Below are 24,903 nucleotides of genomic sequence, written 5' to 3'. Positions count from 1 at the left end.
TTCCTATTCCTCGCGGAAGGCGCGATCGAAATAGACCGCGATCGGGCGGATCAGATAGGACAGGGGCGTGCGGTCGCGGGTTTTGAGAAATGCCTCGACCGGCAGGCCTGGCAGCAGTTCCACCCCCGGAAGTTCGGCGAGCACGCTGGTATCGGGCAGGATCACCGCCTCGTAGAATGTCTGCTGCGTCGCGTCGTCCTGCAGCGCATCGGCCGAGACGCGGATCACCTCGCCCGGTATCTCGGGCGTGGTGCGGCTGTCATAGGTGGTCAGCCGCAGCGACACGGGCTGGCCGGGAAAGACCTGGTCGATATCGGTCGTCTCGATCCGCGCCGATACCAGCAACGGCAGGCCGCCCGGGACGACATACATCATCGGCTCGGCGGCCTGAACCACCGCGCGCACCGCGAAGACCGACGAGCCGAACACCACGCCGTCGACCGGGCTGCGCACGTCCAGCCGCGACAGACGCTCGATCAGGCTGAGGCGGCGTTCTTCCAGTTCGATCTCGCTGTATTGCAGGTCGCGCAGCTGGGTGATCGCCTCTTCGCGGCGGCTGTCGACGAGGCGCAGCGCCTGCACGGCAAGTTCCGAGATGCGCGCCCGGCTTTCGGCGACCTGCGAGGTCAGCCGCCCGATATCGCCTTCAAGCCCCGCCTCGTCACGCTGCAGCGCCAGGACCTGCCCGACGGGAACAAGGTTCTGGGCGAAAAGCGTCTGCTTGTCGACCAGTTCGCGTTCGACCAGCCCAAGCTGCTTTTCCAGGGCCGTGATCTGGGCCTGGCTGCCCTCGATCTGGTTGTCGATCTGGATCTTCTGCTCCTCGATCTGTTCCAGTTCCTGGGCCAGGGCGACGCGACGGGCGGCAAACAGGCTCTTCTGCCCCTCGATCTGCCCCTTGATCCAGTCCGGATCGAGATGCTCGAATCCCGTGACTTCGCCGATCTCCAGCGCCTCGGCCTGGTCACGCTCGGCGATCAGCCGGCTCTTCCGGACCGCGATCTCAAGCAGTTGGCGTTCCACGATCGCCAGTTCCGAGCGCAGGAAAGTACCGTCGAGTTGCAGCACGACATCGCCCGCGGCCACGCGGTCGCCATCCTTGGCGAAGATCTCGCCCACCACCCCGCCATCGGGGTGCTGGATGACCTGGCGCTCGTTCTCGACCTTGACGGTTCCCGTCGCGACCACGGCCCCGGCAATACTGGTCGCAACGGACCAGACCCCAAGTCCGCCGACCAGCAGCAGGATCGCCAGCCCCCCGATTGCAAGCGGCAGTCCCGCCCCGGGCAACTTGCCGTTCGGCGCGCCCGCCGGGGCCCCGCCGCCATGCCGGAACGGCCCCGTCATCCGCCCGCCCCCTGTACGGCCGTGCCACGCACCGAACCGATGCTGCGCTGCACCTCGCCCGCGTTCTTCATCAGCGTCCGCACGATCTCGTCCCGCGGGCCCAGCGCCTTCTGCTGACCGTTGTCGATCACCAGAAGCCGGTCGCAGACCGCGATGGCCGACGGCCGGTGGGTCATGATGATCACCGATTTCCCCGCCTTCTTCATGTCCGAAACGACCGCGTTCAGCGCCTCGGACCCATCGGCGTCGAGCGCCGAGTTGGGCTCGTCGAGGACCAGGAGCACCGGGTCGTGATAGAGGGCGCGCGCGAGGGCCAGCCGCTGCCTCTGGCCGCCGGACAACAGACCGTCGCCCTCGACCAGCGGCGTGTCATAGCCCTTGGGCAGCCGCAACACGATCTCGTGCACCCGGGCCAGTTTGGCCGCCGCGACCACCCGCGCCGCGTCGGGTTCCAGCGACATGTGCGCGATGTTCTCGGCCACGCTGCCGTCGAAGAACCGCACATCCTGCGGCAGACAGCCGATATGGCGGCCCAGCCTCTCGGGGCCATACTGGTCAAGCGTGGCCCCGTCCAGCCGCACCTCGCCCGCGCTCGGGGCCACCAGGCCCTGGATCAGCCGCGCGAGGCTGGTCTTGCCCGCGCCGCTCTTGCCGATCACGCCCAGCGCCTCGCCCGGACAGACCTCGAAGCTGATCCCGAACAGGATCGGCGGCGCACCGGCCGTGGTGCGCAGCGCGACGCCATTCACCGACAGCCGCGCCGCCGGCTCGGGCAGGTCGGTCGGGCGTTTCCGGGCCGGAACAGATTTCAGGAACTCGCCCAGATTGCGCCAGCCCGTCCGCGCGCGCTGGATCGACGGCCACTGGCCCAGCACCTGCTCGACCGGGGCAAGCGCGCGGCCCAGCATGATAGACCCCGCGATCATCGCCCCCGGGGTCAGTTCCTGCCGCAGCACGAGCCAGGCCCCCAGCGCCAGCATGGCCGATTGAAGAAAGAACCGGAACGCCTTGGAAAAAGACGAAAAAGTACCCGTTCTGTCATTGGCGCCAAGACCGCGCTGGCTGGCCTCGTCCTGCAGCCGCGCCCAGCGTTCGGCCATCACCGGCGCCATGCCCTGCGCCCAGACCAGCGCGCCGCCTTCCTCGGCCTGCCGCGCCAGACGCTGGGCCGCGTAGGACAGCCGGCTCGACCCGTCCAGACCCTTGCGCGTCACGACGCGGTTGATCAGCGTCAACACGATCAGCAGCGCGCCACCCGCAGCCGCCATCCAGCCCAGCAGCGGGTGGAAGAGAAAGATGGCCGCCAGGAAGAACGGCGTCCAGGGCAGATCGAAAAAGGCCAGCAGCACCGGCGAGCCGAACAGGTTGCGCACCGCATCGAGATCCTGCAGCGCGGTGGCTCCGGGCCCCTGCCCGCCCCGCAGCGCCGTCCGCTCGATCGCCGCGGTAAACACGCGCCGGCCGAACACGACCTGCAGCCGCGCCCCGATCCGCGCCATGACCCGGCCGCGGGCGAATTCGAGCAGCCAGTAGAAAAGGTAAAGCGCCGCCACCAGGAAGAACAGCGCAACCAGCGTCTCTTCCGAGCGCGAGCCCAGCACCCGGTCATAGACCTGCAGCATGAACAGCGGACCGGTCAGCATCAGCAGGTTGGTAAAGACGCTGAACAAGAGTACCGCCCAGAACAGGCCGCCGCTTTTCGCACGGGCGAGCGTGAACTCGGTCTCGGCGCTGTCACGGTTCAAAGGACCAGCCTCCCGAAATGGCGGACCATCCGGCGTCGGCCAACGGGCGCGCTGGGGCGCTGCATTCCGATCGGGCGGGTCATTTGCATCCTTGTTTCGGGGTCGCCGGGGGCGCAAACCGGGCACGCCGCCCCTGTGCGCCCCGGTGGCGCAACACAAAACGTTTTCCGCGGCGAAATTCAAGCGTTCCATGCAGGCTCGGCCGGAACTCGCGATTTCGGGGCGGCGAAACGCCGTTGCCCCCGCATGCTGCGCAGTGCAATCCTGCGAATCCGGAGGAATTGTCAATGATCGACAAGCTCGAGATGTTCATCGCGCTCGCGCGCGAACGGCATTTCGGCCGTGCCGCCGAGGCCTGCGGGGTGACCCAGCCCACGCTTTCGGCCGCGATCAAGCAGCTTGAGGAACAATTCGGCGTGATGCTGGTCTGGCGCGGCTCGCGCTTTGGCGGGCTGACGCCCGAGGGCGCACGGGTGCTGGAACGCGCCCGGATCATCGTGGCCGACGCCCGGACGCTGCGCGAAGAGATGCGCGCGGTCAAGCAGGGGCTGTCGGGCAACCTCAGGATTGCGGTGATCCCGACCGCGCTGGCCGCCGTCAGCGCGCTGACCGAGCCGCTGACCGCGCGCCACCCGAACATCCGTGTCACGGTGCTGTCGCGGACTTCGGTCGAAATCCTGCAGATGCTGGACGACCTGCAGATCGACGCCGGCCTCACCTATCTCGAGAACGAACCGCTGGGCCGGGTCACCACGCTGCCGCTCTATGACGAGCACTACAACCTCGTGATCCGCGCCGACAGCCCGCTTGCCGCGCGCAAGTCGATGACCTGGGCCGAGGCCGCGGGCCTGATGCTCTGCCTGCTGACCCCCGACATGCAGAACCGCCGGATCGTCGACCGCCACATGGCCGAGGCGGGGGCGGCCGCCAGCCCGCGGCTGGAATCCAATTCGGTCATCACGCTGATCGCCCATGTCCAGTCGGGCGGCTGGGCCACGGTCCTGCCCCGGCGCAGCGCGGGGCCGTTTCTCGACGGCGGCGGGCTGGCGGCAGTGCCGCTGACCAAGCCCAGCGCCGCGCACAAGGTGGGCCTTGTCGCGCCGCATCGCGAACCCCACACACCCGTCCTCGCCGCCCTGCTGGATGCCGCCCGACGGGCGGAGTTTCGATAGAAATTTTCTATCGGGCGACGAATCCGCGGCATTGATCTGAGCGGTATCCTTTTGGCACACTGTCGCATGCAGAAGGGGAGCATGCGATGATCAGGGAGGAGACCCCGAGCGATACCGTTCGGGTCCGCGAGATTGCCGCCGCCCATGCCCATCTCGATGGACCGCTTCTGCCGGTCCTGCACGAGGTGCAGCATGCGCTTGGCCATATCCCGCGCGAGGCTTTGGCGCTGATTGCCGAGGAGCTGGACCTCAGCGTGGCCGAGATTCACGGGGTGGTCAGCTTCTATCCCGACTTCCGCACCGAACCCGCCGGGCGCCGCGTTCTCAAGGTCTGCCGCGCCGAGGCCTGTCAGGCCGTGGGCGCGGCGGCGCTGGGCGAGGACCTGCGCGCGCGGCTGGGTGTGGACTGGCACGGCACGACCGGGGACGGGGCGGTGACGCTGGAACCGGTCTATTGCCTTGGCCTGTGCGCCTGTGGCCCCGCGGCGCTGGTGGACGAGACGCCGGTCGCCCGCGCGACCGCCGAACGGCTGGAGCGGATGGCGCGCGAGGTGGTGGGATGAGCCTGACCCTGTACCTGTCCAAGGATGCCGCGGCGCTGGCGCTGGGCGCCGACGAGGTGGCGCGCGCGATTGCGGCCGAGGCGGCAGCGCGCGCGATCGAATTGCGGCTGGTGCGCACCGGCTCGCGCGGGATGGTCTGGCTGGAACCGCTGCTGGAAATCGAGCGCGACGGCGTGCGCCACGGCTTCGGCCCACTTGAGGTTTCGGACGTAAAACCCCTGTTCGAAAGCGATTCCGGGGACCACCCCAAGGCGCTGGGGCCGGTCGAGGCCATCCCGTTCTTCGCCCGCCAGACCCGGCTGACCTTCGCCCGCTGCGGGGTGATCGACCCGCTGGATCTCGACGCCTACCGCGCCCATGGCGGGATGCGCGGGCTGGAGCGGGCGCGCGGCATGGCGCCGGCCGACATCGTGGCCGAAGTCACCGAATCCGGCCTGCGCGGCCGTGGCGGCGCGGGCTTTCCTACCGGGATCAAGTGGAAGACCGTGCTGGAGGCCGAGGGGCCGCAGAAATACATCGTCTGCAATGCCGACGAGGGCGACAGCGGCACCTTTGCCGACCGGATGCTGATGGAAGGCGATCCGTTCTGCCTGATCGAGGGCATGGCGATCGCCGGGCTGGCGGTCGGCGCGAGTAAGGGCTTCGTCTACTGTCGTTCGGAATATCCCCATGCGATCAGAACCTTCGGCGTCGCTCTTGACGTGGTGCGCGAAGGCGACCTGCTGGGCGAGGGCTTCGACATCGAGCTGCGCGTCGGCGCAGGATCCTATGTCTGCGGCGAGGAAACCGCGCTGCTGAACTCGATGGAAGGCAAGCGCGGCGTGGTGCGGGCCAAGCCGCCCCTGCCCGCGCACAAGGGCTTCCTGGGCCGGCCCACGGTCATCAACAACGTGATCAGCCTCGCCTCGGTGCCGGTGATCCTGGCCGAGGGCGCGGCGCATTACAAATCCTTCGGCTTGGGCCGCTCGCTGGGAACGGTGCCGCTGCAGGTCGCGGGCAACGTCAAGCATGGCGGGCTGTTCGAGGCCGCCTTCGGCATGACCATCGGTGAGCTGGTCGAGGGCGTCTGCGGCGGCACCGCCTCGGGCCGCCCGGTCAAGGCCGTCCAGATCGGCGGCCCGCTGGGCGCCTATTTCCCCGCGCACATGTTCGACACGGCCCTCGGCTACGAGGAATGTGATGCCGCAGGCGGGCTGATCGGGCATGCGGGGATCGTGGTCTTTGATGACACCGCCGACATGGGCGCGATGGCGCGTTTCGCGATGGAGTTCTGCGCCGTCGAAAGCTGCGGCACCTGCACGCCCTGCCGGATCGGCGCGGTCCGCGGCATGGAGACCATCGACCGCATCCGCGCGGGCGACCCGGCGGCGCCCGCGATCCTGGCCGACCTCTGCGAGACGATGCGCGATGGCTCGCTCTGCGCGCTGGGGGGCTTCACGCCCTACCCCGTCGAAAGCGCGCTGAAACACTTCCCCGAGGATTTCATGGCAAGGAAAGAGGCTGCAGAATGAAGGACTTCATCCTGCCTGATGCCGATTTCGGCACCCCCGCCCGCCGGTCCGACAGGACCGTGACGCTGACCATCGACGGGTTCGAGGTGACGGTGCCCGAGGGCACATCGGTGATGCGCGCCGCCGCCGAGCTGGGGATCGAGATCCCCAAGCTCTGCGCCACCGACAGCGTGGAACCGATCGGATCGTGCCGGCTGTGCCTGGTGGAAATCGAGGGCCGCCGCGGCACGCCCGCCTCCTGCACCACGCCGGTCGCCCCCGGCATGAAGGTCCACACCCAGACGCCCAAGATCGCCCGGATGCGCCGCGGCGTGATGGAGCTTTACATCTCGGACCACCCGCTCGACTGCCTGACCTGCTCGGCGAACGGCGACTGCCAGTTGCAGGACATGGCGGGCGCCGTGGGCCTGCGCGACGTGCGCTATACCCCTGGCGCCAACCATTTCGAGACGCGCCAGAACGGCGAGGCGAACCCGCGCTACATCGAAAAGGACGCGTCCAACCCCTATTTCACCTACGATCCCGCGAAATGCATCGCCTGCTATCGTTGCGTCCGGGCCTGCGAAGAGGTGCAGGGCACGTTTGCGCTGACCGTCGAGGGGCGCGGCTTCGAGGCGCGGATCTCGACCGGCGCCAGCGATTTCCTGTCCTCCGACTGCGTCAGCTGCGGGGCCTGCGTGCAGGCCTGCCCGACCGCCACCCTGCAGGAGAAATCCGTCATCGAGATGGGCACGCCCGACCGCGCGGTGGTCACGACCTGCGCCTATTGCGGGGTCGGCTGCAATTTCCGCGCCGAGATGAAGGGCGACCAGCTGGTGCGCATGGTGCCGTCGAAGGACGGCAAGGCGAACCGCGGGCATTCCTGCGTCAAGGGCCGCTTCGCCTATGGCTACGCGACGCACCCCGACCGCATCCTCAACCCGATGATCCGCGACTCGATCCACGACCCCTGGCGCGAGGTCACCTGGGAGGAGGCGTTCGAGTTCACCGCCAGGAAGTTCCGCGGCATCCAGGAAAAGCACGGGGTGCGCGCCATCGGCGGCATCACCTCGTCGCGCTGCACCAACGAGGAAACCTTCCTCGTGCAGAAGCTGATCCGCCAGGTCTTCGGCAACAACAACGTCGATACCTGCGCCCGCGTCTGCCATTCGCCCACGGGTTATGGCCTCAAGACCACGCTCGGCACCTCGGCCGGCACGCAGGATTTCGACAGCGTCGAGCACGCCGATGTGGTGCTCATTATCGGCGCGAACCCGACCGACGGGCACCCGGTCTTCGCCAGCCGCCTCAAGAAACGGCTCCGGCAAGGCGCGCAGCTGATCGTGGCCGATCCCCGCCGCATCGACCTGGTGCGGGGCCCGCATGTGCGCGCCGCCCATCACCTGCCCCTGCGCCCCGGCACCAACGTGGCGCTGCTGACCGCGATGGCGCATGTGATCGTGACCGAGGGGCTGACGGATGACGATTTCATCCGCGAGCGCTGCGAGATGGACGCCTATCAGGACTGGGCCGGGTTCGTGGCCGAAGACCGCCACAGCCCCGAGGCGACCGAGGCGCTGACCGGGGTTCCGGCCGAGGAGGTCCGCAAGGCCGCCCGGCTTTACGCCACCGGCGGCAACGCCGCGATCTATTACGGGCTGGGCGTGACCGAACATTCGCAGGGCTCGACCACCGTCATGGCCATCGCGAACCTCGCCATGGCGACCGGCAATATCGGGCGTCCGGGCGTGGGCGTGAACCCGCTCCGCGGCCAGAACAACGTGCAGGGGTCCTGCGACATGGGCAGCTTCCCGCACGAATTGCCGGGCTACCGCCATGTCCATGACGCCGAGGTGCGGGGCATGTACGAAAAGCTGTGGAACGTCACGATCTCGGACGAGCCGGGCCTCAGGATCCCCAACATGCTGGACGCGGCCGTCCACGGCACGTTCAAGGGCATCTACATCCAGGGCGAGGACATCCTGCAATCGGACCCCGACACCAAACACGTGGCCTCGGGGCTGGCGGCGATGGAGTGCGTGGTCGTGCACGACCTGTTCCTGAACGAGACCGCGAACTACGCGCATGTGTTCCTGCCGGGCTCGACCTTCCTGGAAAAGGACGGCACCTTCACCAATGCCGAGCGCCGGATCAACCGCGTCCGCCGGGTGATGGCGCCCCTGAACGGGTTCGCCGACTGGGAGGTGACGCAGCATCTGGCGAACGCCATGGGCGCGGGTTGGTCCTATGCCCATCCGTCCGAGATCATGGCCGAGATCGCCGCAACCACGCCGACCTTCGCGGGGGTGTCCTACGGGCTGCTCGATCGCGAGGGGTCGGTGCAGTGGCCCTGCAACGACGCCGCGCCCACGGGTACGCCGGTGATGCACGAGGGCGGCTTCGTGCGCGGCAAGGGGCTGTTCGTCGTCACCGACTACGTGCCGACCGACGAACGCACCGGCCCGCGCTACCCGCTGTTGCTGACCACAGGGCGCATCCTGTCGCAATACAACGTCGGCGCCCAGACGCGGCGGACGCAGAACTCGATCTGGCACGACGAGGACAGGCTGGAGATCCACCCCCACGATGCCGAGACCCGCGGCATTGCCGAGGGCGACTGGGTGCGGCTCGCCTCGCGCTCGGGCGAGACGACCTTGCGCGCCACGCTGTCGGATCGGGTCAGCCCGGGCGTGGTCTACACCACCTTCCACCACCCCGAGACGCAGGCGAACGTCGTTACCTCGGACTTCTCCGACTGGGCGACGAACTGCCCGGAATACAAGGTGACGGCGGTTCAGGTGGCCTTGTCCAACGGACCGTCCGAGTGGCAGAAGACCTATTCCGAGCGGGCGCGCGCCGCCCGGCGCATCCTGCCGGCGGCGGAATGACCGGCGGCGCGGTCAGAACCACGGCGCTGGCCATCGGGCCGGATGGGCCGGAACGGGTGGGCCACCACCTGCCCGAAGAGGTGCCGGTCGCGCTGTCCTATGACGGCACGACGCACGCCGTGATGCTGGCCAGCCCCACCGATCTGGAGGATTTCGCCCTCGGCTTCTCGCTGTCCGAAGGGATCGTCGAGGCGCCCGGCCAGATCGGGCGGATCGAGCGGGTCGACCATCCCGAGGGCATCGAGATGCGCATGTGGCTTGCCCCGGGCCTTGGCGCGCGGCTGATGGTGCGCCGCCGCGCGATGGCGGGGCCGGTGGGCTGCGGGCTGTGCGGCATCGACAGCCTCAGGGAAGCCGCACGCCCCCTGCCCCCGCTACCGCCGGGCGGGCTGCGCCTTGGCGCGGACGATGTCGGCCGGGCGATGGCGGCGCTGGCCCGCGCCCAGCCCCTGCATGATGCCACCCGCGCGATGCACGCCGCGGGGTTCTGGACGCAAGCCGAGGGGCTGGTCGCCGCGCGCGAGGATGTGGGCCGGCACAATGCGCTGGACAAGCTGACCGGCGCGCTGGCGCGTGCGGGGCGCGACGCGTCCGGCGGGGCGGTCGTGGTGACCTCGCGGGTCTCGATCGAGCTGATCCAGAAGGCCGTGCTGGCGCGTGCGCCGGTGCTGATCGCCGTTTCCGCCCCCACGTCGCGCGCCGTCGCCGCAGCCGAGGCGACAGGGCTGACCCTGATCGCCCGTGCCCGGGGGGCGGGCTTTGACATTCATACCCATCCCGACCGGATCGAATTGACGGAGGTTCCCCATGACGCCTGAGAAACTGACCTACATGGCCAACCAGATCGCCACCGCCTTCGCGCGCCAGCCCGAGGACGCGGCGGTGACTGCGATCGCTGACCATATCGACGCGTTCTGGGATCCCAGGATGCGCGCCCAACTGATCGAACTGGCAGAGGCGGGGGCCCCGGATCTGTCGCCCCGGGTCGCGCACGCCGCGCGCCGGATCCGCAGGCCCGAGGCCGCGTGACCGGCCCGTTCCGGGCCGCAGACGAGTATTTTTCCCAAGAAGAAGCAGCGTGGCGCGGCGGTCAGCGCCGCCCGTCGAATTTCAGCGGGACGGTGAACCCGTAGCTTCCCGCGTCAAGCCCCCCGGGCGCGGCGGGGTATGGCGCGGCCCGGCGGATCGCGTCCAGCGCGGCACGGTCGAGCACGGGATCGCCGGTGCCTTGCACCAGCCGCACCGCGACCACCCGCCCCTCGCGGGTCACCTCCAGGTCGACGAGCGCCCGCCCGGTGGCGCGGGTGCCGCGCGGGTAGCGGTGGGCGCGGGCGACGCGGGCCAGGATCTGCCCGCCCCATTCGGCACGCAGCGCGCGCAGCGCCGCAGGCGACAGCGCGGGGGCGGCGCGGGCGGGCGCGCCTGCCGAAGACGCGCGCGCGGACCCCGCCGCCGTCTGCGCGGGGGCCGACGGCGGTGCGGCTTCGGGACGGCGCTCGGCACGCGGAGGGGGCGCGGCAGGCTCGGGTGGCGGCGGTTCGACGCGGGGCAGGTCGGGGGCGCGCAGCCCCGGAGCGCGGGCGGGCCGGTCCGACACTTGCCGGGCTTGTACGGGGGCGTCGGGGCTGGGCGGCGCGGCAAGTAGCGGGGCGGTGGCGGGGGGCGGTGCGATCGCGGGCGGCGGGGGCAGTGCCGGCGGCGCCGAGTCGGCCCGCGGCGACACCGGGCCTTCGGGGGCAGCCGGCCGGGTGGCCCCGGCCTCGGGCGCGGGCAGCCGGGGCGGGGCGGCCGGTGCTGGCCGGGCGAGTTCGGGCGGGACGGCCGCGACCTCGGGGGGCGCGCTCCAATCCTCGGCAAGGCGCGACAGCGCGGGCGGCGCCGCGGCCAGCGTCACGAGACCTTCGCCCGCCTCGCTGCCGCCACCGCCCGCCCCGCCTTCGGATCCAGAGAACAGGCCGAAGGCCGCGGCGTGCAGCCCCGCGGCAAGCGGCAGGAAGAGCGAAAGCTCGGCAAGCCGTCTCATCGCGGCACCGTCTGCAGCCGCAGCCGGTCCTGCCCCGCCGCCGCAAGCCGGTTGGCCAGCCGCGCCAGCGCCGCCGCCTCGACGCCGGCATCGGCACGGATCACCAGCGGCGTTTCGCCGTCGCGCCCGGCAAGCGCCGCGAACACGGCCTCGCCGCGGGCCGCCCCGTAGGCAAGCGCGCCATCGGCCGCAAGGAACAGCGTGTCGCCCGCCACCGGATCGGCCGCCCCCGCCACGGGCGGGGCGGTCGCGAAGGGCTCGGGCGGGGCGATCCGCGCGCTCATCAGGAAGAAGATCAGCAGCAGGAACACCACGTTGATCATCGGTACGATGCTTTCCCCATGGGGGCGCGGCGCTGGCGTGGCAAAGTCGAACATGCGCGCTACTCCACCAGCATGAGGCCCGTGAACCCCAAAGCCGTCAGCGCCTCCATCGCATCGACGAGGGCCTGAAGGTCGGCCCCGTCGCGGGGCCGGATCAGCACCGGGTCCGCGGGGGTTTCGCTCAGGCGGGACAGCTCGGCGCCAAGGGCAGGCAACGCCATCGCGACGCCGTTCAGCCGCAGCGCGCCGGGCGCCACCTCGACCAGCCGGGGCGGGCCCTGCCAGGCCGCGGCGCCCCCCGTGGCGGCGGTCAGTTCCAGCCCCGACTGCGGGCCGAACCGTGCGGCGAGCATGAAGAACACGAGCAGCAGGAAGACCACGTCGATCATCGGCGTAAGGCTCGGCCGGCGCGGCCTGCGGGGGGCGTCGAAGGCGAACATCAGGCCGCCTCGCCTGCCAGGAACAGCCGCGTCGCCAGATCCTCCATGTCGGCGCGGGCGCTGTCGGCGATCGAGTCGAACCATGTGACCGCCATCGCCGCCGGAATCGCCACCGTCATGCCGGCCGCGGTGGTCAGAAGCGCCTCCCAGATGCCGCCCGCAAGATCGGCGGGATCGGCCGCCGCGCCCGACGCCTCGAGCGCCTGGAACGCGTCGATCATGCCCAGCACCGTGCCGAGCAGCCCCAACAGCGGCGCGATCACGGCGATCAGTTCCAGCGCCCGTATCCCCTCGCGCGCCTCGGCCAGCAGGCGGCGGGCGATGCGGGTGGTTTCCTCGCGGGCGCGGGCCTCGGGCCATCCCGCCGCCAGCGCCCCGATCGCCGCGCGGACAAGGCGCGCACGCAGACCGACGCGGCCCTCAACCGCCCGGGCCGCCTCGTCCCGCGCGCCCTGCTGCCAGAGCGCAACGGCGCGTTCGGCGCGTTGCCCGGCAAAGGCCCCAAGCGCCGCAAGGCGCCAGAGCTTCCACAGGATCAGCGCCAGCGTCGCCACCGACAGCGCCGCGATCGCCCATATCGCCGGGCCGCCCCGGACAAGGAATTCCGTCAGCGCCTGCATCGCCGTCCTCCTGCACGCCGCCTGTTCATCCCACCACCTCGACCGGTTGCACGACGGGGCCATCCGCGGTTTCGGCCAGATAGGCCCGCAGGCCGAACACCCGTGCGAGGTTCGCCTCGCTCAACACCTCGCGGGGCGGGCCGTCGGCCTCGAGCCGCCCGCGGTGCAGCAGGACCAGCCGGGTGCAGAACCGTGCGGCAAGGCCCAGATCGTGCAGCGCGGTCAGCACCAGCCGCCCCTCGGCGGCAAGCCCCGCGAACAGCCGCATCGTGGTGATCTGGTGCGCCGGATCGAGCCCCGCGATGGGTTCGTCGGCGATCAGCACGGGGGCCTCCTGCGCCACCGCGCGGGCGATCAGGACGCGGGCCTGTTCGCCCCCCGAAAGCTGGGTCGCCCGGCGCTGTTCAAAGCCCGCCAGGTCCATCCGCGCCAGCGCATGGCCGATCGCGGCGCGGTCCGCCTCGCCCAGGCGCTGGCCGGGGCGCAGATGGGGCGTGCGGCCCAGCGCCACCAGATCCTCGACGCTGACCGGCCAGGCGATCTCACGCATCTGCGGCAGCCAGGCGGCAGTGCGGGCGCGTTCGGCCGCCGACATGCGTTCGAGGCTTGAACTGCCCCTGTGCCGGACAAGCCCGAGCGCGGCGCGCATCAGCGTGGTCTTGCCCGCGCCGTTCGGCCCGATCAGCCCGACGAATTCGCCCGCGCGCAGGTCCAGCGAGACGTCGTCGACCACCGGACAGGGTCCGCGGCGCACGGTCAGATGCGACAGCACAAGCCCGGTCATGCGCCCACCTCGCGCCGGGTCCGGTAGATCAGGTGCAGGAACAGCGGCGCGCCGAGAATGGCGGTCAGCACACCCAGTTTCAGGTCGCGCCCGGGCAGGAACAGCCGCACCGCAAGATCCGATGCCAGCAGCAGCGCCGCACCGCCCAGCGCCGAGGCCAGCAAGAGCCGCCCGGGCCGCGCACCGACCAGCGGGCGCAACAGGTGCGGCACGATCAGCCCGACGAAACCGATGGCGCCCGCGACCGCCACCCCCGCGCCCACCGAGGCCGCGACGCCAAGGACCAGCGCAAGGCGCAGGCGGACAAGCCGGATGCCCAGCGCCTCGGCCGCGTCCTCGCCCAGCGTCAGCGCGTCCAGCCCCCGGCCCAGCCCCGCGATCAACGCCCAGCCCACCAGCGTCAGCGGCAGCGCAAGCCAGACATGGGCAAAGGACCGGTCGGCCAGCGAGCCCATCATCCAGAACACGATGTCCGAGGCCGCATAGGGGTTGGGAGAGAGGTTCAGGACCAGCGCCGTCAGCGCCCCCGCCAGCGCCGAAATCGCGATCCCGGCAAGGATCAGCGTGAACGCCCCGCCGCGCGGCCCCGCCAGCAGCAACAGCAGCAGCACGGCGACCAGCGCACCGCCCAGCGCCATCCCGGGCAGGGCCAGCGCATGCGCCGCCGCAAGGCCCGTCTGCAGCGCGATCACCGCCCCCAGCGCCGCGCTGGAGGACACGCCGATCAGCCCCGGTTCGGCCAGCGGATTGCGCAGGTAGCCCTGCAGCGCGGCCCCCGACAGCCCGAGGCTTGCCCCCACCAGCACCGCCAGGATCGCGCGCGGCAGGCGGATCTCGCGCATCACCAGGGCCGCGGCATCGCCCTGCCCTGCAACCAGCGCCCACAAACCTTCCAGGGGCGACAGCCCGGCGGGTCCGACCATCAGCGAGGCGAGAAACAGCGCCGCGACCAGCGCCGCAAGCCCGAGGGTCAGCGCACGAAAGCTCATCGCACACCTTCCGGCGCGCGGCACTTGGCTTCGACGGCTCGCCCGGCGCTCATCATCCCGGTCCCCTCGCCCGATCGTCATCTGTCCGGGCGGGCGCAGGGGCCTGCCGCAGACGGTGCACATTCCGTCACCTCTGCGGTCTGGCCGCCTCCGGGTCGCGCCCCGCGCCCGGAAAGGGTGATCTTGCCTCGGCAGGTCTCCTGGCTCGCGGGTCTCAGCTTGGCTGGCCTTCCCGGGGCGTCACGCCCAGTGGCACCTGTCAGCCGCGCTCTCCGCTTACAGTTGCGGGGGCAGCCACGGAATTGCCCGCAGGACGGGCGCACCGCGTTCCCTTTTCATCCGCCCCTTGCGGGGGCGGAACCGAAGTGGGTCATCCCTAGCGCATCGGCAGGAAAAGGGAAAGGGCCAGAGGTCCGGGGCCCTATTCCGCCTTGCCCGCAAGACCGTTCAGGATCGGGCAGTCCGGCCGGTCGTCGCCGGCGCAGGCATGGACGAGATCGGCAAGCGTTGCACGCAGCTCGCGCAGTTCGGCGATCTTGGCATCGACCTGATCGAGATGTTCGCGCGCGATCCGCTTGACGTCGGCGCTGGCCCGGCCCTTGTCGGCGTAAAGCGCGAGCAGCGCGCGACATTCCTCGATGGTGAAGCCCAGCGACCGCGCGCGGGCAAGGAACGCCAGGTTGTGCGCGTCCCGATCCGAGAAACGGCGATAGCCGTTCGGCCCGCGCGCAGGCCGGATCAGGCCGATCTCCTCATAGTACCGGATCGTCTTGGCCGGAAGGCCGGTGCGCTCGGCAACTTCTCCTATGTTCATCGCATCGTCTCCGTCACGGGGGAAAGCCGCCGCAGGCGCAGCGCGTTCGACAGCACGAACAGGCTGGAGGCCGCCATCGCGCCGGCCGCCAGCATCGGCGACAGCAGCATGCCCCAAAGCGGATAGAACAGCCCCGCCGCCACCGGGATCAGGGCGGTGTTGTAGGCGAAGGCCCAGAACAGGTTCTGGCGGATGTTGCGCATGGTGCGGCGGCTGACATGCAGCGCATCGGCCACGGCCCGGGGATCGCCCGCCATCAGCACCACGTCGGCCGCCTCGATCGCGACGTCGGTGCCGGTGCCGATCGCGATGCCGATATCGGCGGCGGCCAGCGCGGGGGCGTCGTTCAGCCCGTCGCCCACGAAGGCCAGCGGGCCGTCCTTGCGCAACGCCTCCAGCGCCGCGACCTTGCCATCCGGCAGCACGCCCGCGCTGACCCGCTCGATGCCCAGTTCGGCCGCGACGGCGCGCGCGGTGGCCTCTGTGTCACCGGTGATCAGCGCGGTCTTCACACCCATCCGGTGAAGCGCGTCGATGGCGGCCCGCGCGGTGGCCTTGACCGGATCGGCCAGCGCCAGAACGGCCAGGACACGGCCATCGCGCGCGACAAGGACCGGGGTCGCGCCCGCGGCGGCAAAGCGGTCGGCGGCCGCCGCGAGATCGCCCGGCGCGATGCCCTCGCGCTCCATCAGCCGTGCCGCACCGACGAGGACCGCGGCGCCCTCGACCCGGCCGCGCAGGCCGAAGCCCGGCAGCGCCTCGACCGCCTCGGCGGCGGGCAGCTCGCCGGGGGCGACCGCAAGGATCGCACGGGCGATGGGATGTTCCGAGCGTGCCTCGAGCGCGGCGGCAAGGCGCAGCGCCTCGTCCCGGTCAGTGCCCGCGGCCAGGGCCACCTCGGTGACCGACGGCCGGCCCTCGGTCAGCGTGCCGGTCTTGTCGAAGGCGACGGTCGCCACCCCCGACAGCGCCTGCAACGCGGCGCCCTTGCGGAACAGGATGCCCATGCCGGCGGCGCGGCCCGTGCCGACCATCACCGAGGTCGGCGTCGCCAGCCCCATCGCGCAGGGGCAGGCAACGATCAGAACCGACACGCCCGCCACCAGCGCAAGTCCCAGCGCCGGGGTCGGGCCGAAGATCAGCCAAAGCGCCACGGTGACGGCGGCCACCGCCAGGACGGCGGGCACGAAGACGGCGGTGACCCGGTCGGCCAGCGCCTGCACGGGCAGCTTGGCGCCCTGCGCGGCCTCGACCATGGCGACGATCTGGGCCAGAGCGGTGTCGCGGCCGACCCTGGTCGCGCGGACGCGCAGCGCGGCCGGGCCGTTCACCGTGCCCCCGGTGACGGGCTCGCCCGGCGCCTTGTCCACGGGCATCGGCTCGCCGGTCAGCATCGACTCGTCGACGACTCCCGCACCCTCGACCACCTCGCCATCGGTGGGGATGCGCTCGCCCGGGCGGATCTCGAGAAGGTCGCCGGGGACCAGCGCGTCGACCGGGCGGTCTTCGATGCCGCTGCCGGTGACCACCCGGGCGGTATCGGGGCGCAGCGCCATCAGGTGACGGATCGCCGCCCCGGTGCGGCCCTTGGCGCGGGCTTCCAGCGTGCGGCCCAGCAGGATCAGGGTGACGATCACCGCCGCCGCCTCGAAATAGACATGGGCAGTGCCGGGCGGCAGCAGGCCGGGGGCAAAGGTCGCGACCGTGGAAAAGCCCCAGGCCGCCCCCGTGCCCAGCGCGACCAGCGCGTTCATGTCGGGCGCGCCCTTGACCAGAAGCGGCACGCCCTTGGCGAAGAAGGCCCGGCCGGGGCCGGCCAGAACGGCAGTCGTCAGCACGAAGGAGAGGACGCGCAGGGCCTGTTCGCCCGCCAGACCGGCAAGAGCCTCGCGCAGGCCGGGCATGACATGGCCACCCATCTCGATCACGAAGACCGGCAGGGTCAGGGCGGCGGCGCCAAGCATGCGGCGGTGCAGGCTGCGGGCCTCGGCCTCTTGGGCTGCGCCAGGATCGCGGGCGGTGGCATCGGTGATCAGAGTCGCGGAATAGCCCGCCCCGGTCACCGCACGGGCCAGCATGGCGGCATCGGCCGCGCCCGCGATCACGGTGGCGCGGGCCTCGCCCGAGGCGAGGTTCATCGCCGCCGCTGTCACGCCGGGAACCGCCGTCAGCGCACGCTCGATCCGGCCGACGCAGGTGGCGCAGGTGGCGCCCTCGACGGCCAGCGCGATCTCGGAACGGGTGACGCCGAAACCCGCGCCCTCGACCGCACCCACAAGCGGCGCGACCGGGCCGGCGTGATCGACCTCGGCGCTGGTTGCGGCAAGGTTGACGCGCGCAGCCGCCACGCCGGGCACGGCGGCCAGCGCCCGCTCGACCCGGCGGACGCATCCCGCGCAGTGCAGCCCCTCCAGCCTGAGCCGGGTCGTGGTGGTGGCGGCGGTCGCGTCCATCGGCCTCTCCCGAATGTGGATGGGGCAGAGATAGGGCTTCCAGCCACGGGAAGGTCAAGACCTCTGCCCCGCCCCCGGCGCGGGCCTGAATCAGCGGGGCAGGAACGCCCCCTGCCGGCCGACGACATAGGCGTGAACGCGGCGGCCCGCGGCGCTGAGCGCGGTATCGCTGCGGTGCACCAGGAACCATTGGCGCACCAGCGGCAGCGCCTCGGCCTCAAGCTCGGCCAACCGGCCGGCGCGCAGTTCTTCGGTCACCGTGTGCCGCGAGATCAGCGCGATCCCCAGCCCCGCCATCACCGCCTGCTTCATCGTCTCGTTGCTTTCCAGCTCGATCACCCGCGCGGGCCGGCCGCGCCCCAGCCGTTCGAGGAACCGTTCCATCAGGATTCGCGTGCCCGACCCTTCTTCGCGGGCGATGAAGGGCTGGGCGAGGATGGCCTCGGGGGCAAGCCGCCCCTGCCCGGCAAGGGGATGGTCGGGCCGGGCGATCAGCACGTGGGGATGCGCGCCCAGCACCGTCGCCTGCACGTCGGGGATGCGCGGCGGGCGGCCCATGATCGCGATGTCGACGCTGGCGCTGGCCAGCGCGTTGACGATGGATTCGCGGCTGCCAACGCGCAGGATCACGTCGATGGTGGGAAAGGCGCGCATCAGTTCGACCACAAGGCCGGGGGCGAAATACTTGCCCGTTGCGACCACGCCCAGCGTGACCATCCCCTCCATGCCCTCGTTGATCGAACGGACATGGTCGGCCGAGGCATCGAGCGCGGCCTCGACCGCGCGGGCGCCGACCAGTACCGCCTCGCCCTGGCGGGTCAGCCGCGCCCCGCCCTGGGGGCCGCGTTCGACGAGGCGGGCGTTGAAATTGGTCTCGAGCTGGCGAAGCTGGCTGTGGACCGCGGGCGGGGTGAGGCGAATTGCCTCAGCCGCGGCGGTGATCGACCCGTGCGCGGCCACCGCCTGCAAGGCCCTGAGTTGCTTGAGGGTTACGGCGTCGGGCTTGGGCATTAAATTTTTCTGAATAGCGCTTACAAGTTTTTAAATTCTGTACATGGCGGGTTTTCAACTAGCAACCGACATCGGCATCTGGCCGCCAGATTCGGGAGAAAATCATGCAGACCAAGACTCCGATCCGGGATTTGCAGCATATCCCCGCCGCGCTTCAGCCGCTGATGAACGCGCTTTGCGAGGTGGGCGCCGACCTGTCCCGCACGATCCAGCGCGGGCCGCTCGGCGGTGCGCTCGGGGCCGAGGTCGGTGCGAACACCGGCGGCGACACGCAAAAGGCGCTGGACGTGATGGCAGACGAGGCCTTTGCCGCCCGGCTCGCCACGGCGGACGTGCGCTGGTTCGCCTCGGAAGAACAGGACAGCGTGGTCGAACTCGACCCCAAGGGCCGCTTCGCGCTGGCGATCGACCCGCTGGACGGGTCATCGAACATCGAGGTGAACGTGTCGATCGGCACGATCTTCTCGATCTTCGAGGCGAAGGAGGATGGCGATGCCAGCTTCCTGCGCCCCGCACATGAACAACTCGGCGGCGGCTACATCATCTACGGACCGCAGACGATGCTGGTCGTCACCTTCGGCAAGGGCACCCAGGAATACCTGCTGGACCCCGACAGCAAGCAGTTCGTGCTGACCCAGGAAGCGGTCATGGTGCCCTCCTCAGCCCGCGAATTCGCGATCAACGCCTCGAACTACCGGCACTGGTCCAAGCCGATCCGCGCCTATATCGACGACTGCATCGCCGGTGACGAGGGGCCGCGCGAAAAGAACTTCAACATGCGCTGGGTGGCCTCGCTGGTGGCCGAGACGCACCGGATCATCAGCCGGGGCGGCGTGTTCCTCTATCCTGCCGACTCGCGCAAGGGTTACGAAAAGGGCCGGCTGCGCATGGTCTACGAATGTGCGCCCATCGCCTTCGTGATCGAGCAGGCGGGCGGGTCGGCGACCGACGCGCAGGACCGCATCCTCGACAAGAGCGCGACCGAGCTTCATGCCCGCACGCCCTTCGTCTTCGGCTCGACCGACAAGGTCAGCCGCGTCGCCGCCTATCACGATCTGCCCGAACAGGAAGTCAACGCCCTGTTCGGCAATCGCGGCCTGTTCCGCGTCTGAGTTCTGGGAGGAAAGCCATGAGCAAGAAACACCCGATCATCTCCGTCACCGGCTCTTCGGGCGCCGGCACCTCGACCGTCAAGCACACCTTTGACCAGATCTTCCGCCGCGAGGGCGTGAAGGCCGTGTCGATCGAGGGCGACGCGTTCCACCGCTTCAACCGCAAGGACATGAAGGCCGAGCTTGACCGCCAGTATGCGGCGGGCAACACCGGCTTCAGCCATTTCAGCTATGAGGCCAACGAGCTGAAGGAACTGGAGCGGGTGTTCCGCGAATACGGCGCGACCGGCACCGGCCGCACGCGCCACTATGTCCACGACAATGACGAGGCCGAGAAATACGGCGTGCCGCCCGGCGAGTTCACCGAATGGGCGCCGTTCGAGGAAGGCTCGGACCTGCTGTTCTACGAGGGGCTGCACGGCTCGGTCGTCAATGACGAGGTCAACCTGCCCCGGCATGCCGACCTCAAGATCGGCGTGGTGCCCGTCATCAACCTCGAATGGATCCAGAAGATCCACCGCGACAAGGAAAAGCGCGGCTACACCACCGAGGCGGTGACCGATACGATCCTGCGCCGGATGCATGCCTATGTGCACTGCATCATCCCGCAATTCACCGAGACCGACATCAACTTCCAGCGCGTGCCCGTGGTCGACACCTCGAACCCGCTGGTCGCCCGCTGGATTCCCACCGCGGACGAAAGCCTGGTGGTGATCCGCTTCAAGAACCCGCGGGGCATCGACTTCTCGTACCTGGTGTCGATGATTCAGGGGTCGTGGATGAGCCGGGCGAACTCGATCGTGATCCCCGGCGGCAAGCTTGACCTCGCGATGCAACTTATCCTGACGCCGATGATCGAACGTCTCGTGTCCGAATCGAAACGCGCCTGAGGAGGGCCGGAGAATGAACGCCCAAACCAAGATCGACACCAGCGCCGAAGGGCTGATGGCCAACGCCATCCGCGTGCTGACGATGGATGCGGTGCAGGCCGCCAACTCGGGCCATCCCGGCATGCCGATGGGCATGGCCGACGTGGCGGCGGTGCTTTACAACCGCTTCTTCAATATCGACCCGACCAGCCCGAACTGGCCCGACCGCGACCGGTTCGTGCTGTCGGCGGGCCATGGGTCCATGCTGATCTACTCGATCAACCACATGCTCGGCTATGCCGACATGGACATGGACCAGGTGAAGAACTTCCGCCAGATGGGCTATCGCACGGCCGGTCACCCGGAATATGGCCATGCCGACGGGATCGAGACCACCACCGGCCCGCTGGGTCAGGGCATCACCACGTCGGTCGGCATGGCGCTGGCCGAGCGGATGCACAACGCCCGTTTCGGCGACGATCTGGTGGACCACTACACCTATGTCATCGCGGGCGATGGCTGCCTGATGGAAGGCATCAGCCACGAGGCGATCGACATGGCCGGCCACTGGGCCCTTGGCCGCCTGGTCGTGCTGTGGGACGACAACAAGATCACCATCGACGGCTCGACCGAGCTTTCGACCTCGACCGACCAGCTGGCGCGGTTTGCCGCCGCGAAATGGCATGTGCAATCGGTCGACGGCCATGACCGCGAGGCCATCGCCGCCGCGATCGAGGCCGCGCGCAAGGATCCGCGCCCCTCGCTGATCGCCTGCAAGACCGTGATCGGCCAGGGCGCGCCCAACAAGGCGGGCAGCCACAAGGTGCACGGCGCGCCGCTGGGGGCCGATGAAGTCGCCGCCACCCGCGACGCGCTGAACTGGCCGCACGAGGCGTTCACCCTGCCCAAGGAAGTCTACGACGCCTGGGGCGCGGTGGCCGCGCGCGGCCGGACCGCCCGCGAGGGCTGGGAGGCGCGCCTGTCCGTGTCGGACAAGGCGGGCGCCTTCGAACGCTCGATCGCGGCGCCCGATGCCGATGCGCTGGCCCGTGCCATCGACGCCTACAAGGCGAAGCTGTCGGCCGACAAGCCCAAGGTCGCAACCCGCAAGGCCAGCGAAATGGCGCTGGAAGTGGTCAACGCCACGCTGCCCAACACCGCAGGCGGCTCGGCCGACCTGACCGGGTCGAACCTGACGCTCACCAAGGAAATGGCGCCGGTCAGCAAGGACAATTACGGCGGCAGCTACATCCATTACGGCATCCGCGAATTCGGCATGTCGGCGGTGATGAACGGGATCGCGCTGCACAAGGGCTTTGTCCCCTATGGCGGCACCTTCCTGGTGTTCGCCGACTACGCCCGGCCCGCGATCCGGCTGTCGGCCCTGATGGGCCTGCCCGTGACTTATGTGATGACGCATGACTCGATCGGCCTGGGCGAAGATGGCCCGACGCACCAGCCGGTGGAACACCTGGCCAGCTTCCGCGCCATGCCGAATGTCAACGTGATGCGGCCCGCCGACGTGGTGGAAACGGCCGAGTGCTGGGAGATCGCGGTCACCTCGGCCGGCACGCCCACGCTGATGGCGCTGTCGCGGCAGAACCTGCCCTGCCTGCGGACCGAGCATGTCAGCGAGAACCGGGTGGCCAAAGGCGCCTATGTCCTGCGCGAGGCCGAGGGCGCGCGCGACGTCACCCTGATCGCCACCGGCTCCGAGGTCGAGATCGCGATGAAGGCCGCCGACCTTCTGGCCGAAGAGGGGATCAAGGCCGCCGTCGTCTCGGCCCCCTGTTTCGAGCTTTTCGCCGCCCAGGACGCGGGCTACAAGGCCGCCGTGCTGGGCAGCGCGCCCCGCGTGGGTGTCGAGGCCGCCGTCGAACAGGGCTGGGCGCCGCTTCTGGGCGACAAGTCCGCCTTCGTGGGGATGTCGAGCTTCGGCGCCTCGGCACCGGCAGAGGCGCTTTATGCCCATTTCGGCATCACGCCCGAGGCCGTGGCCGCGGCCGCCAAGAAACTGATGAAGTAGGAAGGGTTCATTCATGACTGTGAAAGTAGCAATCAACGGCTTTGGCCGGATCGGCCGCAACGTGCTGCGCGCCATCGTGGAATCGGGCCGCACCGATATCGAGGTGGTCGCGATCAACGACCTCGGCCCGGTCGAGACCAACGCGCACCTGATGCGCTATGACAGCGTGCATGGCCGCTTTCCCGGCACCGTCACGGTGAACGGCGACACCATCGACGTGGGCCGCGGCCCGATCAAGGTGACCGCCATCCGCGACCCCAAGGACCTGCCCTGGGGCGATGTCGACATCGCGATGGAGTGCACCGGCATCTTCACCGCCCGCGACAAGGCTGCGCTGCACCTGGAAAACGGCTCCAAGCGCGTGCTGATCTCGGCGCCCGGGGATGGCGCGGACAAGACCATCGTCTATGGCGTGAACAATGACACGCTGACCGCCGCCGACACGGTCGTGTCGAACGCGTCCTGCACCACGAACTGCCTGAGCCCGGTGGCCAAGGTGCTGAACGACACCATCGGCATCACCCGCGGCTTCATGACCACGATCCACTCCTATACCGGCGACCAGCCGACGCTGGACACCATGCACAAGGACCTCTACCGCGCCCGCGCGGCGGCCCTGTCCATGATCCCGACGTCGACGGGCGCGGCCAAGGCCGTGGGCCTGGTGCTGCCCGAGTTGAAGGGCAAGCTGGACGGCGTCGCGATCCGGGTACCCACGCCCAACGTCTCGGTCGTGGACCTGGTGTTCGAGGCCGCGCGCGCGACCACGGTCGACGAGGTGAACGCCGCGATCAAGGCCGCCGCGGAGGGCCCGATGAAGGGCATCCTCGGCTTTACCACCGAGTCGCTGGTCAGCATGGACTTCAACCACGACCCCCATTCCTCGGTCTTCCACATGGACCAGACCAAGGTGATGGACGGCACGATGGTGCGCATCCTGACCTGGTATGACAACGAGTGGGGCTTCTCCAACCGCATGGCGGACACCGCCGTGGCGATGGGGGCGCTGATCTGATGGCGCTGACGCCCCTGACATCGCTGGATGTTGCGGGCAAGCGCCTGGCGGTGCGGGCCGATCTGAACGTGCCGCTGACCCGGGACGGGGTGGGCGATGCAACACGCATCGCCCGCTTTGCCCGGGGCATGAAACCGCTGCTCGATCAAGGCGCGCGGATCGTCGTGCTGAGCCATCTGGGCCGGCCGAATGGCGAGTTGACACCGGCGCTGACGACCGAACGGCTGGTGCCCGCACTGGCCGAGGCGCTGGGCCGGCCGGTGATGTTCAACGACACCTGCGTCGGGCCCATCGTGGAACGCGCCAGCGAACGGCTGGAACCCGGGCAGGTGATGCTGTGCGAGAACCTGCGCTTCGAGCGGGGCGAGGAACTGAACGACCCCCGCCTCGGCGCCCAGCTTGCCCGGCTTGGCGACATCTACGTGAACGACGCGTTTTCCTGCTGTCACCGGGCGCATGCGTCGACCACGGCGGCGGTGCTGACGGCCGACCGGGTGGCAGCGGGGCCCCTGCTGCTTGAGGAGCTGGCCGCGCTCGAGGGCGCGCTGGACGAGCCGCAATACCCTTCGGTGGCGCTCATCGGCGGCGGCTCGGTGGCGCCGCGGCTGAATGTGCTGAAGCGGCTGGTTCCCAGGATCAACACGATCCTGCTGGGCGGCGGCATCGCCAACGCGTTCCTGTTCGCGCGCGGCTATTCCATCGGCCGGTCCTTCATCGAACCCGAATACGCCGAGGACATCCTCGAGATCGCGGCACTGGCCGAGGTCGCGGGCTGCCGGATCGTCACGCCCGAGGATTTCATCGTCGCTGGGTTCCAGCGGGCGGGGATCAATTCCTACCCGGTGCCGCTGGGTGGCGTTCGGGCGAACCGGCGCATCCTGGATATCGGACCGAACACCATCGCCCGCTATCAGGAGATCCTGCGCGACGCGCGCACGATCCTGTGGAACGGCCCCGTGGGCACCTACGAGACCCGGCCGTTCGATGCGGGCACAAGGGCGCTGGCCCAGACCGTGGCGGAACTGACGCGATCGGGGCTGGCGGTGTCGGTCGCGGGCGGGGGCGACACGCTGGTGGCGCTGAACCGCACCGGGTTCGCCCATGACTTCACCCATGTCTCCACCGCCGGTGGGGCCTTTCTCGAATGGCTGGAAGGCCGGCGGATGCCCGGCCTCGACGCCCTGGAACGCAAAGCACACGCAGCCTGACGGAGGATTTT

Annotated in this window: 22 protein-coding genes and 1 riboswitch; of the genes, 11 read left to right on the top strand and 11 right to left on the bottom strand. The window is 69.9% G+C overall.

The window, feature by feature from the left end:
• Positions 1–3: 3 nt before the first annotated feature.
• The gene (locus EV655_RS12075; RefSeq protein WP_132545182.1) at positions 4–1,347 is read right to left on the bottom strand and encodes an HlyD family type I secretion periplasmic adaptor subunit; all 1,344 of its coding nucleotides are present in this window, start codon (positions 1,345–1,347) and stop codon (positions 4–6) included.
• Positions 1,344–3,092, bottom strand: a complete 1,749-nt coding sequence (locus EV655_RS12070; RefSeq protein WP_243645067.1) for a type I secretion system permease/ATPase — start codon at positions 3,090–3,092, stop codon at positions 1,344–1,346. Before EV655_RS12070 ends, EV655_RS12075 begins: the two co-directional genes overlap by 4 nt.
• Before the next feature lie 287 nt (positions 3,093–3,379).
• Here EV655_RS12070 and EV655_RS12065 point away from each other — a divergent pair, with 287 nt between their 5' ends.
• The 6 genes from EV655_RS12065 (at position 3,380) to EV655_RS12040 (ending at position 10,234) form a co-directional block, all read left to right on the top strand.
• Positions 3,380–4,264 carry a LysR family transcriptional regulator gene (locus tag EV655_RS12065; protein WP_132545178.1) on the top strand — a complete coding sequence of 295 codons (885 nt, stop codon included), beginning with the start codon at positions 3,380–3,382 and terminating at the stop codon, positions 4,262–4,264.
• Positions 4,265–4,350: 86 nt separating this feature from the next.
• The gene (locus EV655_RS12060) at positions 4,351–4,827 is read left to right on the top strand and encodes a formate dehydrogenase subunit gamma (RefSeq protein ID WP_132545176.1); all 477 of its coding nucleotides are present in this window, start codon (positions 4,351–4,353) and stop codon (positions 4,825–4,827) included.
• Between the two features lie 2 nt (positions 4,828–4,829).
• The gene (locus tag EV655_RS12055; RefSeq protein WP_132545397.1) at positions 4,830–6,338 is read left to right on the top strand and encodes an NADH-ubiquinone oxidoreductase-F iron-sulfur binding region domain-containing protein; all 1,509 of its coding nucleotides are present in this window, start codon (positions 4,830–4,832) and stop codon (positions 6,336–6,338) included.
• Entirely contained in the window at positions 6,335–9,205 is a 2,871-nt protein-coding gene (fdhF, locus tag EV655_RS12050) for a formate dehydrogenase subunit alpha (protein WP_132545174.1), read from the top strand. Before EV655_RS12055 ends, fdhF begins: the two co-directional genes overlap by 4 nt.
• Positions 9,202–10,023, top strand: coding sequence for a formate dehydrogenase accessory sulfurtransferase FdhD (gene fdhD, locus EV655_RS12045; RefSeq protein WP_132545172.1), 822 nt, complete (start codon positions 9,202–9,204; stop codon positions 10,021–10,023). The genes fdhF and fdhD overlap by 4 nt, the downstream gene beginning before the upstream one ends.
• On the top strand, positions 10,013–10,234 hold the full coding sequence (locus tag EV655_RS12040; protein ID WP_132545170.1) for a formate dehydrogenase subunit delta: 222 nt from the start codon (positions 10,013–10,015) through the stop codon (positions 10,232–10,234). The genes fdhD and EV655_RS12040 overlap by 11 nt, the downstream gene beginning before the upstream one ends.
• A gap of 61 nt (positions 10,235–10,295) precedes the next feature.
• On the opposite strand, the gene EV655_RS12035 is transcribed toward EV655_RS12040, so the two are convergent.
• From EV655_RS12035 to EV655_RS11995, 9 genes are all read right to left on the bottom strand, one after another.
• Positions 10,296–11,228, bottom strand: coding sequence for an energy transducer TonB family protein (locus tag EV655_RS12035; protein ID WP_132545168.1), 933 nt, complete (start codon positions 11,226–11,228; stop codon positions 10,296–10,298).
• On the bottom strand, positions 11,225–11,605 hold the full coding sequence (locus EV655_RS12030; RefSeq protein ID WP_132545166.1) for an ExbD/TolR family protein: 381 nt from the start codon (positions 11,603–11,605) through the stop codon (positions 11,225–11,227). The genes EV655_RS12035 and EV655_RS12030 overlap by 4 nt, the downstream gene beginning before the upstream one ends.
• Positions 11,606–11,610: 5 nt before the next feature.
• Positions 11,611–11,991 carry an ExbD/TolR family protein gene (locus EV655_RS12025; RefSeq protein WP_132545164.1) on the bottom strand — a complete coding sequence of 127 codons (381 nt, stop codon included), beginning with the start codon at positions 11,989–11,991 and terminating at the stop codon, positions 11,611–11,613.
• Positions 11,991–12,611: a MotA/TolQ/ExbB proton channel family protein gene (locus tag EV655_RS12020; RefSeq protein WP_243645066.1), complete on the bottom strand. Its 621-nt coding sequence runs from the start codon at positions 12,609–12,611 to the stop codon at positions 11,991–11,993. Before EV655_RS12020 ends, EV655_RS12025 begins: the two co-directional genes overlap by 1 nt.
• 25 nt (positions 12,612–12,636) lie before the next feature.
• Positions 12,637–13,395: an ABC transporter ATP-binding protein gene (locus EV655_RS12015; RefSeq protein ID WP_132545160.1), complete on the bottom strand. Its 759-nt coding sequence runs from the start codon at positions 13,393–13,395 to the stop codon at positions 12,637–12,639.
• Complete coding sequence (locus tag EV655_RS12010) at positions 13,392–14,384, bottom strand: FecCD family ABC transporter permease (RefSeq protein ID WP_132545158.1); 993 nt, start codon at positions 14,382–14,384, stop codon at positions 13,392–13,394. The genes EV655_RS12015 and EV655_RS12010 overlap by 4 nt, the downstream gene beginning before the upstream one ends.
• A 173-nt stretch (positions 14,385–14,557) precedes the next feature.
• Positions 14,558–14,764, bottom strand: a riboswitch (cobalamin riboswitch).
• A 41-nt stretch (positions 14,765–14,805) separates the two neighbouring features.
• Complete coding sequence (gene cueR, locus EV655_RS12005) at positions 14,806–15,198, bottom strand: Cu(I)-responsive transcriptional regulator (protein ID WP_132545156.1); 393 nt, start codon at positions 15,196–15,198, stop codon at positions 14,806–14,808.
• Positions 15,195–17,651 (bottom strand): heavy metal translocating P-type ATPase, encoded by a 2,457-nt coding sequence (locus EV655_RS12000; protein WP_132545154.1) that lies wholly within the window; start codon positions 17,649–17,651, stop codon positions 15,195–15,197. Before EV655_RS12000 ends, cueR begins: the two co-directional genes overlap by 4 nt.
• A 90-nt stretch (positions 17,652–17,741) precedes the next feature.
• On the bottom strand, positions 17,742–18,662 hold the full coding sequence (locus tag EV655_RS11995; RefSeq protein ID WP_132545152.1) for a LysR family transcriptional regulator: 921 nt from the start codon (positions 18,660–18,662) through the stop codon (positions 17,742–17,744).
• A 104-nt stretch (positions 18,663–18,766) separates the two neighbouring features.
• Between EV655_RS11995 and EV655_RS11990 the strand changes: the two genes are divergently transcribed.
• Genes EV655_RS11990 through EV655_RS11970 form a run of 5 tightly spaced genes read left to right on the top strand, consistent with a single transcriptional unit; the run spans position 18,767 to position 24,892 of the window.
• Entirely contained in the window at positions 18,767–19,774 is a 1,008-nt protein-coding gene (locus EV655_RS11990) for a class 1 fructose-bisphosphatase (protein WP_132545150.1), read from the top strand.
• Between the two features lie 17 nt (positions 19,775–19,791).
• Entirely contained in the window at positions 19,792–20,664 is an 873-nt protein-coding gene (locus EV655_RS11985) for a phosphoribulokinase (protein WP_132545148.1), read from the top strand.
• Positions 20,665–20,677: 13 nt separating this feature from the next.
• A complete protein-coding gene (tkt, locus tag EV655_RS11980) occupies positions 20,678–22,669 on the top strand; it encodes a transketolase (RefSeq protein ID WP_132545146.1) in 1,992 nt (663 codons plus the stop codon).
• A 13-nt stretch (positions 22,670–22,682) separates the two neighbouring features.
• Positions 22,683–23,684 (top strand): type I glyceraldehyde-3-phosphate dehydrogenase, encoded by a 1,002-nt coding sequence (gene gap, locus EV655_RS11975; protein ID WP_132545144.1) that lies wholly within the window; start codon positions 22,683–22,685, stop codon positions 23,682–23,684.
• Complete coding sequence (locus EV655_RS11970; RefSeq protein WP_132545142.1) at positions 23,684–24,892, top strand: phosphoglycerate kinase; 1,209 nt, start codon at positions 23,684–23,686, stop codon at positions 24,890–24,892. The genes gap and EV655_RS11970 overlap by 1 nt, the downstream gene beginning before the upstream one ends.
• Positions 24,893–24,903: the final 11 nt, after the last annotated feature.

It is taken from the genome of Rhodovulum euryhalinum (assembly GCF_004342445.1).
Lineage (GTDB): Bacteria > Pseudomonadota > Alphaproteobacteria > Rhodobacterales > Rhodobacteraceae > Rhodovulum > Rhodovulum euryhalinum.
The sequence above is the reverse complement of the archived record's forward strand: the minus strand, read 5'-3'. Positions and strand labels throughout refer to the sequence as shown.

Excerpts from the sequence above, each read along its gene's own strand:
- EV655_RS12075 (WP_132545182.1), bottom strand. The coding sequence starts at position 1,347 with ATGACGGGGCCGTTCCGGCATGGCGGCGGGGCCCCGGCGGGCGCGCCG.
- EV655_RS12065 (WP_132545178.1), top strand. The coding sequence starts at position 3,380 with ATGATCGACAAGCTCGAGATGTTCATCGCGCTCGCGCGCGAACGGCAT.
- EV655_RS12060 (WP_132545176.1), top strand. The coding sequence starts at position 4,351 with ATGATCAGGGAGGAGACCCCGAGCGATACCGTTCGGGTCCGCGAGATT.
- fdhF (WP_132545174.1), top strand. The coding sequence starts at position 6,335 with ATGAAGGACTTCATCCTGCCTGATGCCGATTTCGGCACCCCCGCCCGC.
- fdhD (WP_132545172.1), top strand. The coding sequence starts at position 9,202 with ATGACCGGCGGCGCGGTCAGAACCACGGCGCTGGCCATCGGGCCGGAT.
- EV655_RS12040 (WP_132545170.1), top strand. The coding sequence starts at position 10,013 with ATGACGCCTGAGAAACTGACCTACATGGCCAACCAGATCGCCACCGCC.
- EV655_RS12035 (WP_132545168.1), bottom strand. The coding sequence starts at position 11,228 with ATGAGACGGCTTGCCGAGCTTTCGCTCTTCCTGCCGCTTGCCGCGGGG.
- EV655_RS12030 (WP_132545166.1), bottom strand. The coding sequence starts at position 11,605 with ATGTTCGACTTTGCCACGCCAGCGCCGCGCCCCCATGGGGAAAGCATC.
- EV655_RS12025 (WP_132545164.1), bottom strand. The coding sequence starts at position 11,991 with ATGTTCGCCTTCGACGCCCCCCGCAGGCCGCGCCGGCCGAGCCTTACG.
- EV655_RS12020 (WP_243645066.1), bottom strand. The coding sequence starts at position 12,611 with ATGCAGGCGCTGACGGAATTCCTTGTCCGGGGCGGCCCGGCGATATGG.
- EV655_RS12015 (WP_132545160.1), bottom strand. The coding sequence starts at position 13,395 with ATGACCGGGCTTGTGCTGTCGCATCTGACCGTGCGCCGCGGACCCTGT.
- EV655_RS12010 (WP_132545158.1), bottom strand. The coding sequence starts at position 14,384 with ATGAGCTTTCGTGCGCTGACCCTCGGGCTTGCGGCGCTGGTCGCGGCG.
- cueR (WP_132545156.1), bottom strand. The coding sequence starts at position 15,198 with ATGAACATAGGAGAAGTTGCCGAGCGCACCGGCCTTCCGGCCAAGACG.
- EV655_RS12000 (WP_132545154.1), bottom strand. The coding sequence starts at position 17,651 with ATGGACGCGACCGCCGCCACCACCACGACCCGGCTCAGGCTGGAGGGG.
- EV655_RS11995 (WP_132545152.1), bottom strand. The coding sequence starts at position 18,662 with ATGCCCAAGCCCGACGCCGTAACCCTCAAGCAACTCAGGGCCTTGCAG.
- EV655_RS11990 (WP_132545150.1), top strand. The coding sequence starts at position 18,767 with ATGCAGACCAAGACTCCGATCCGGGATTTGCAGCATATCCCCGCCGCG.
- EV655_RS11985 (WP_132545148.1), top strand. The coding sequence starts at position 19,792 with ATGAGCAAGAAACACCCGATCATCTCCGTCACCGGCTCTTCGGGCGCC.
- tkt (WP_132545146.1), top strand. The coding sequence starts at position 20,678 with ATGAACGCCCAAACCAAGATCGACACCAGCGCCGAAGGGCTGATGGCC.
- gap (WP_132545144.1), top strand. The coding sequence starts at position 22,683 with ATGACTGTGAAAGTAGCAATCAACGGCTTTGGCCGGATCGGCCGCAAC.
- EV655_RS11970 (WP_132545142.1), top strand. The coding sequence starts at position 23,684 with ATGGCGCTGACGCCCCTGACATCGCTGGATGTTGCGGGCAAGCGCCTG.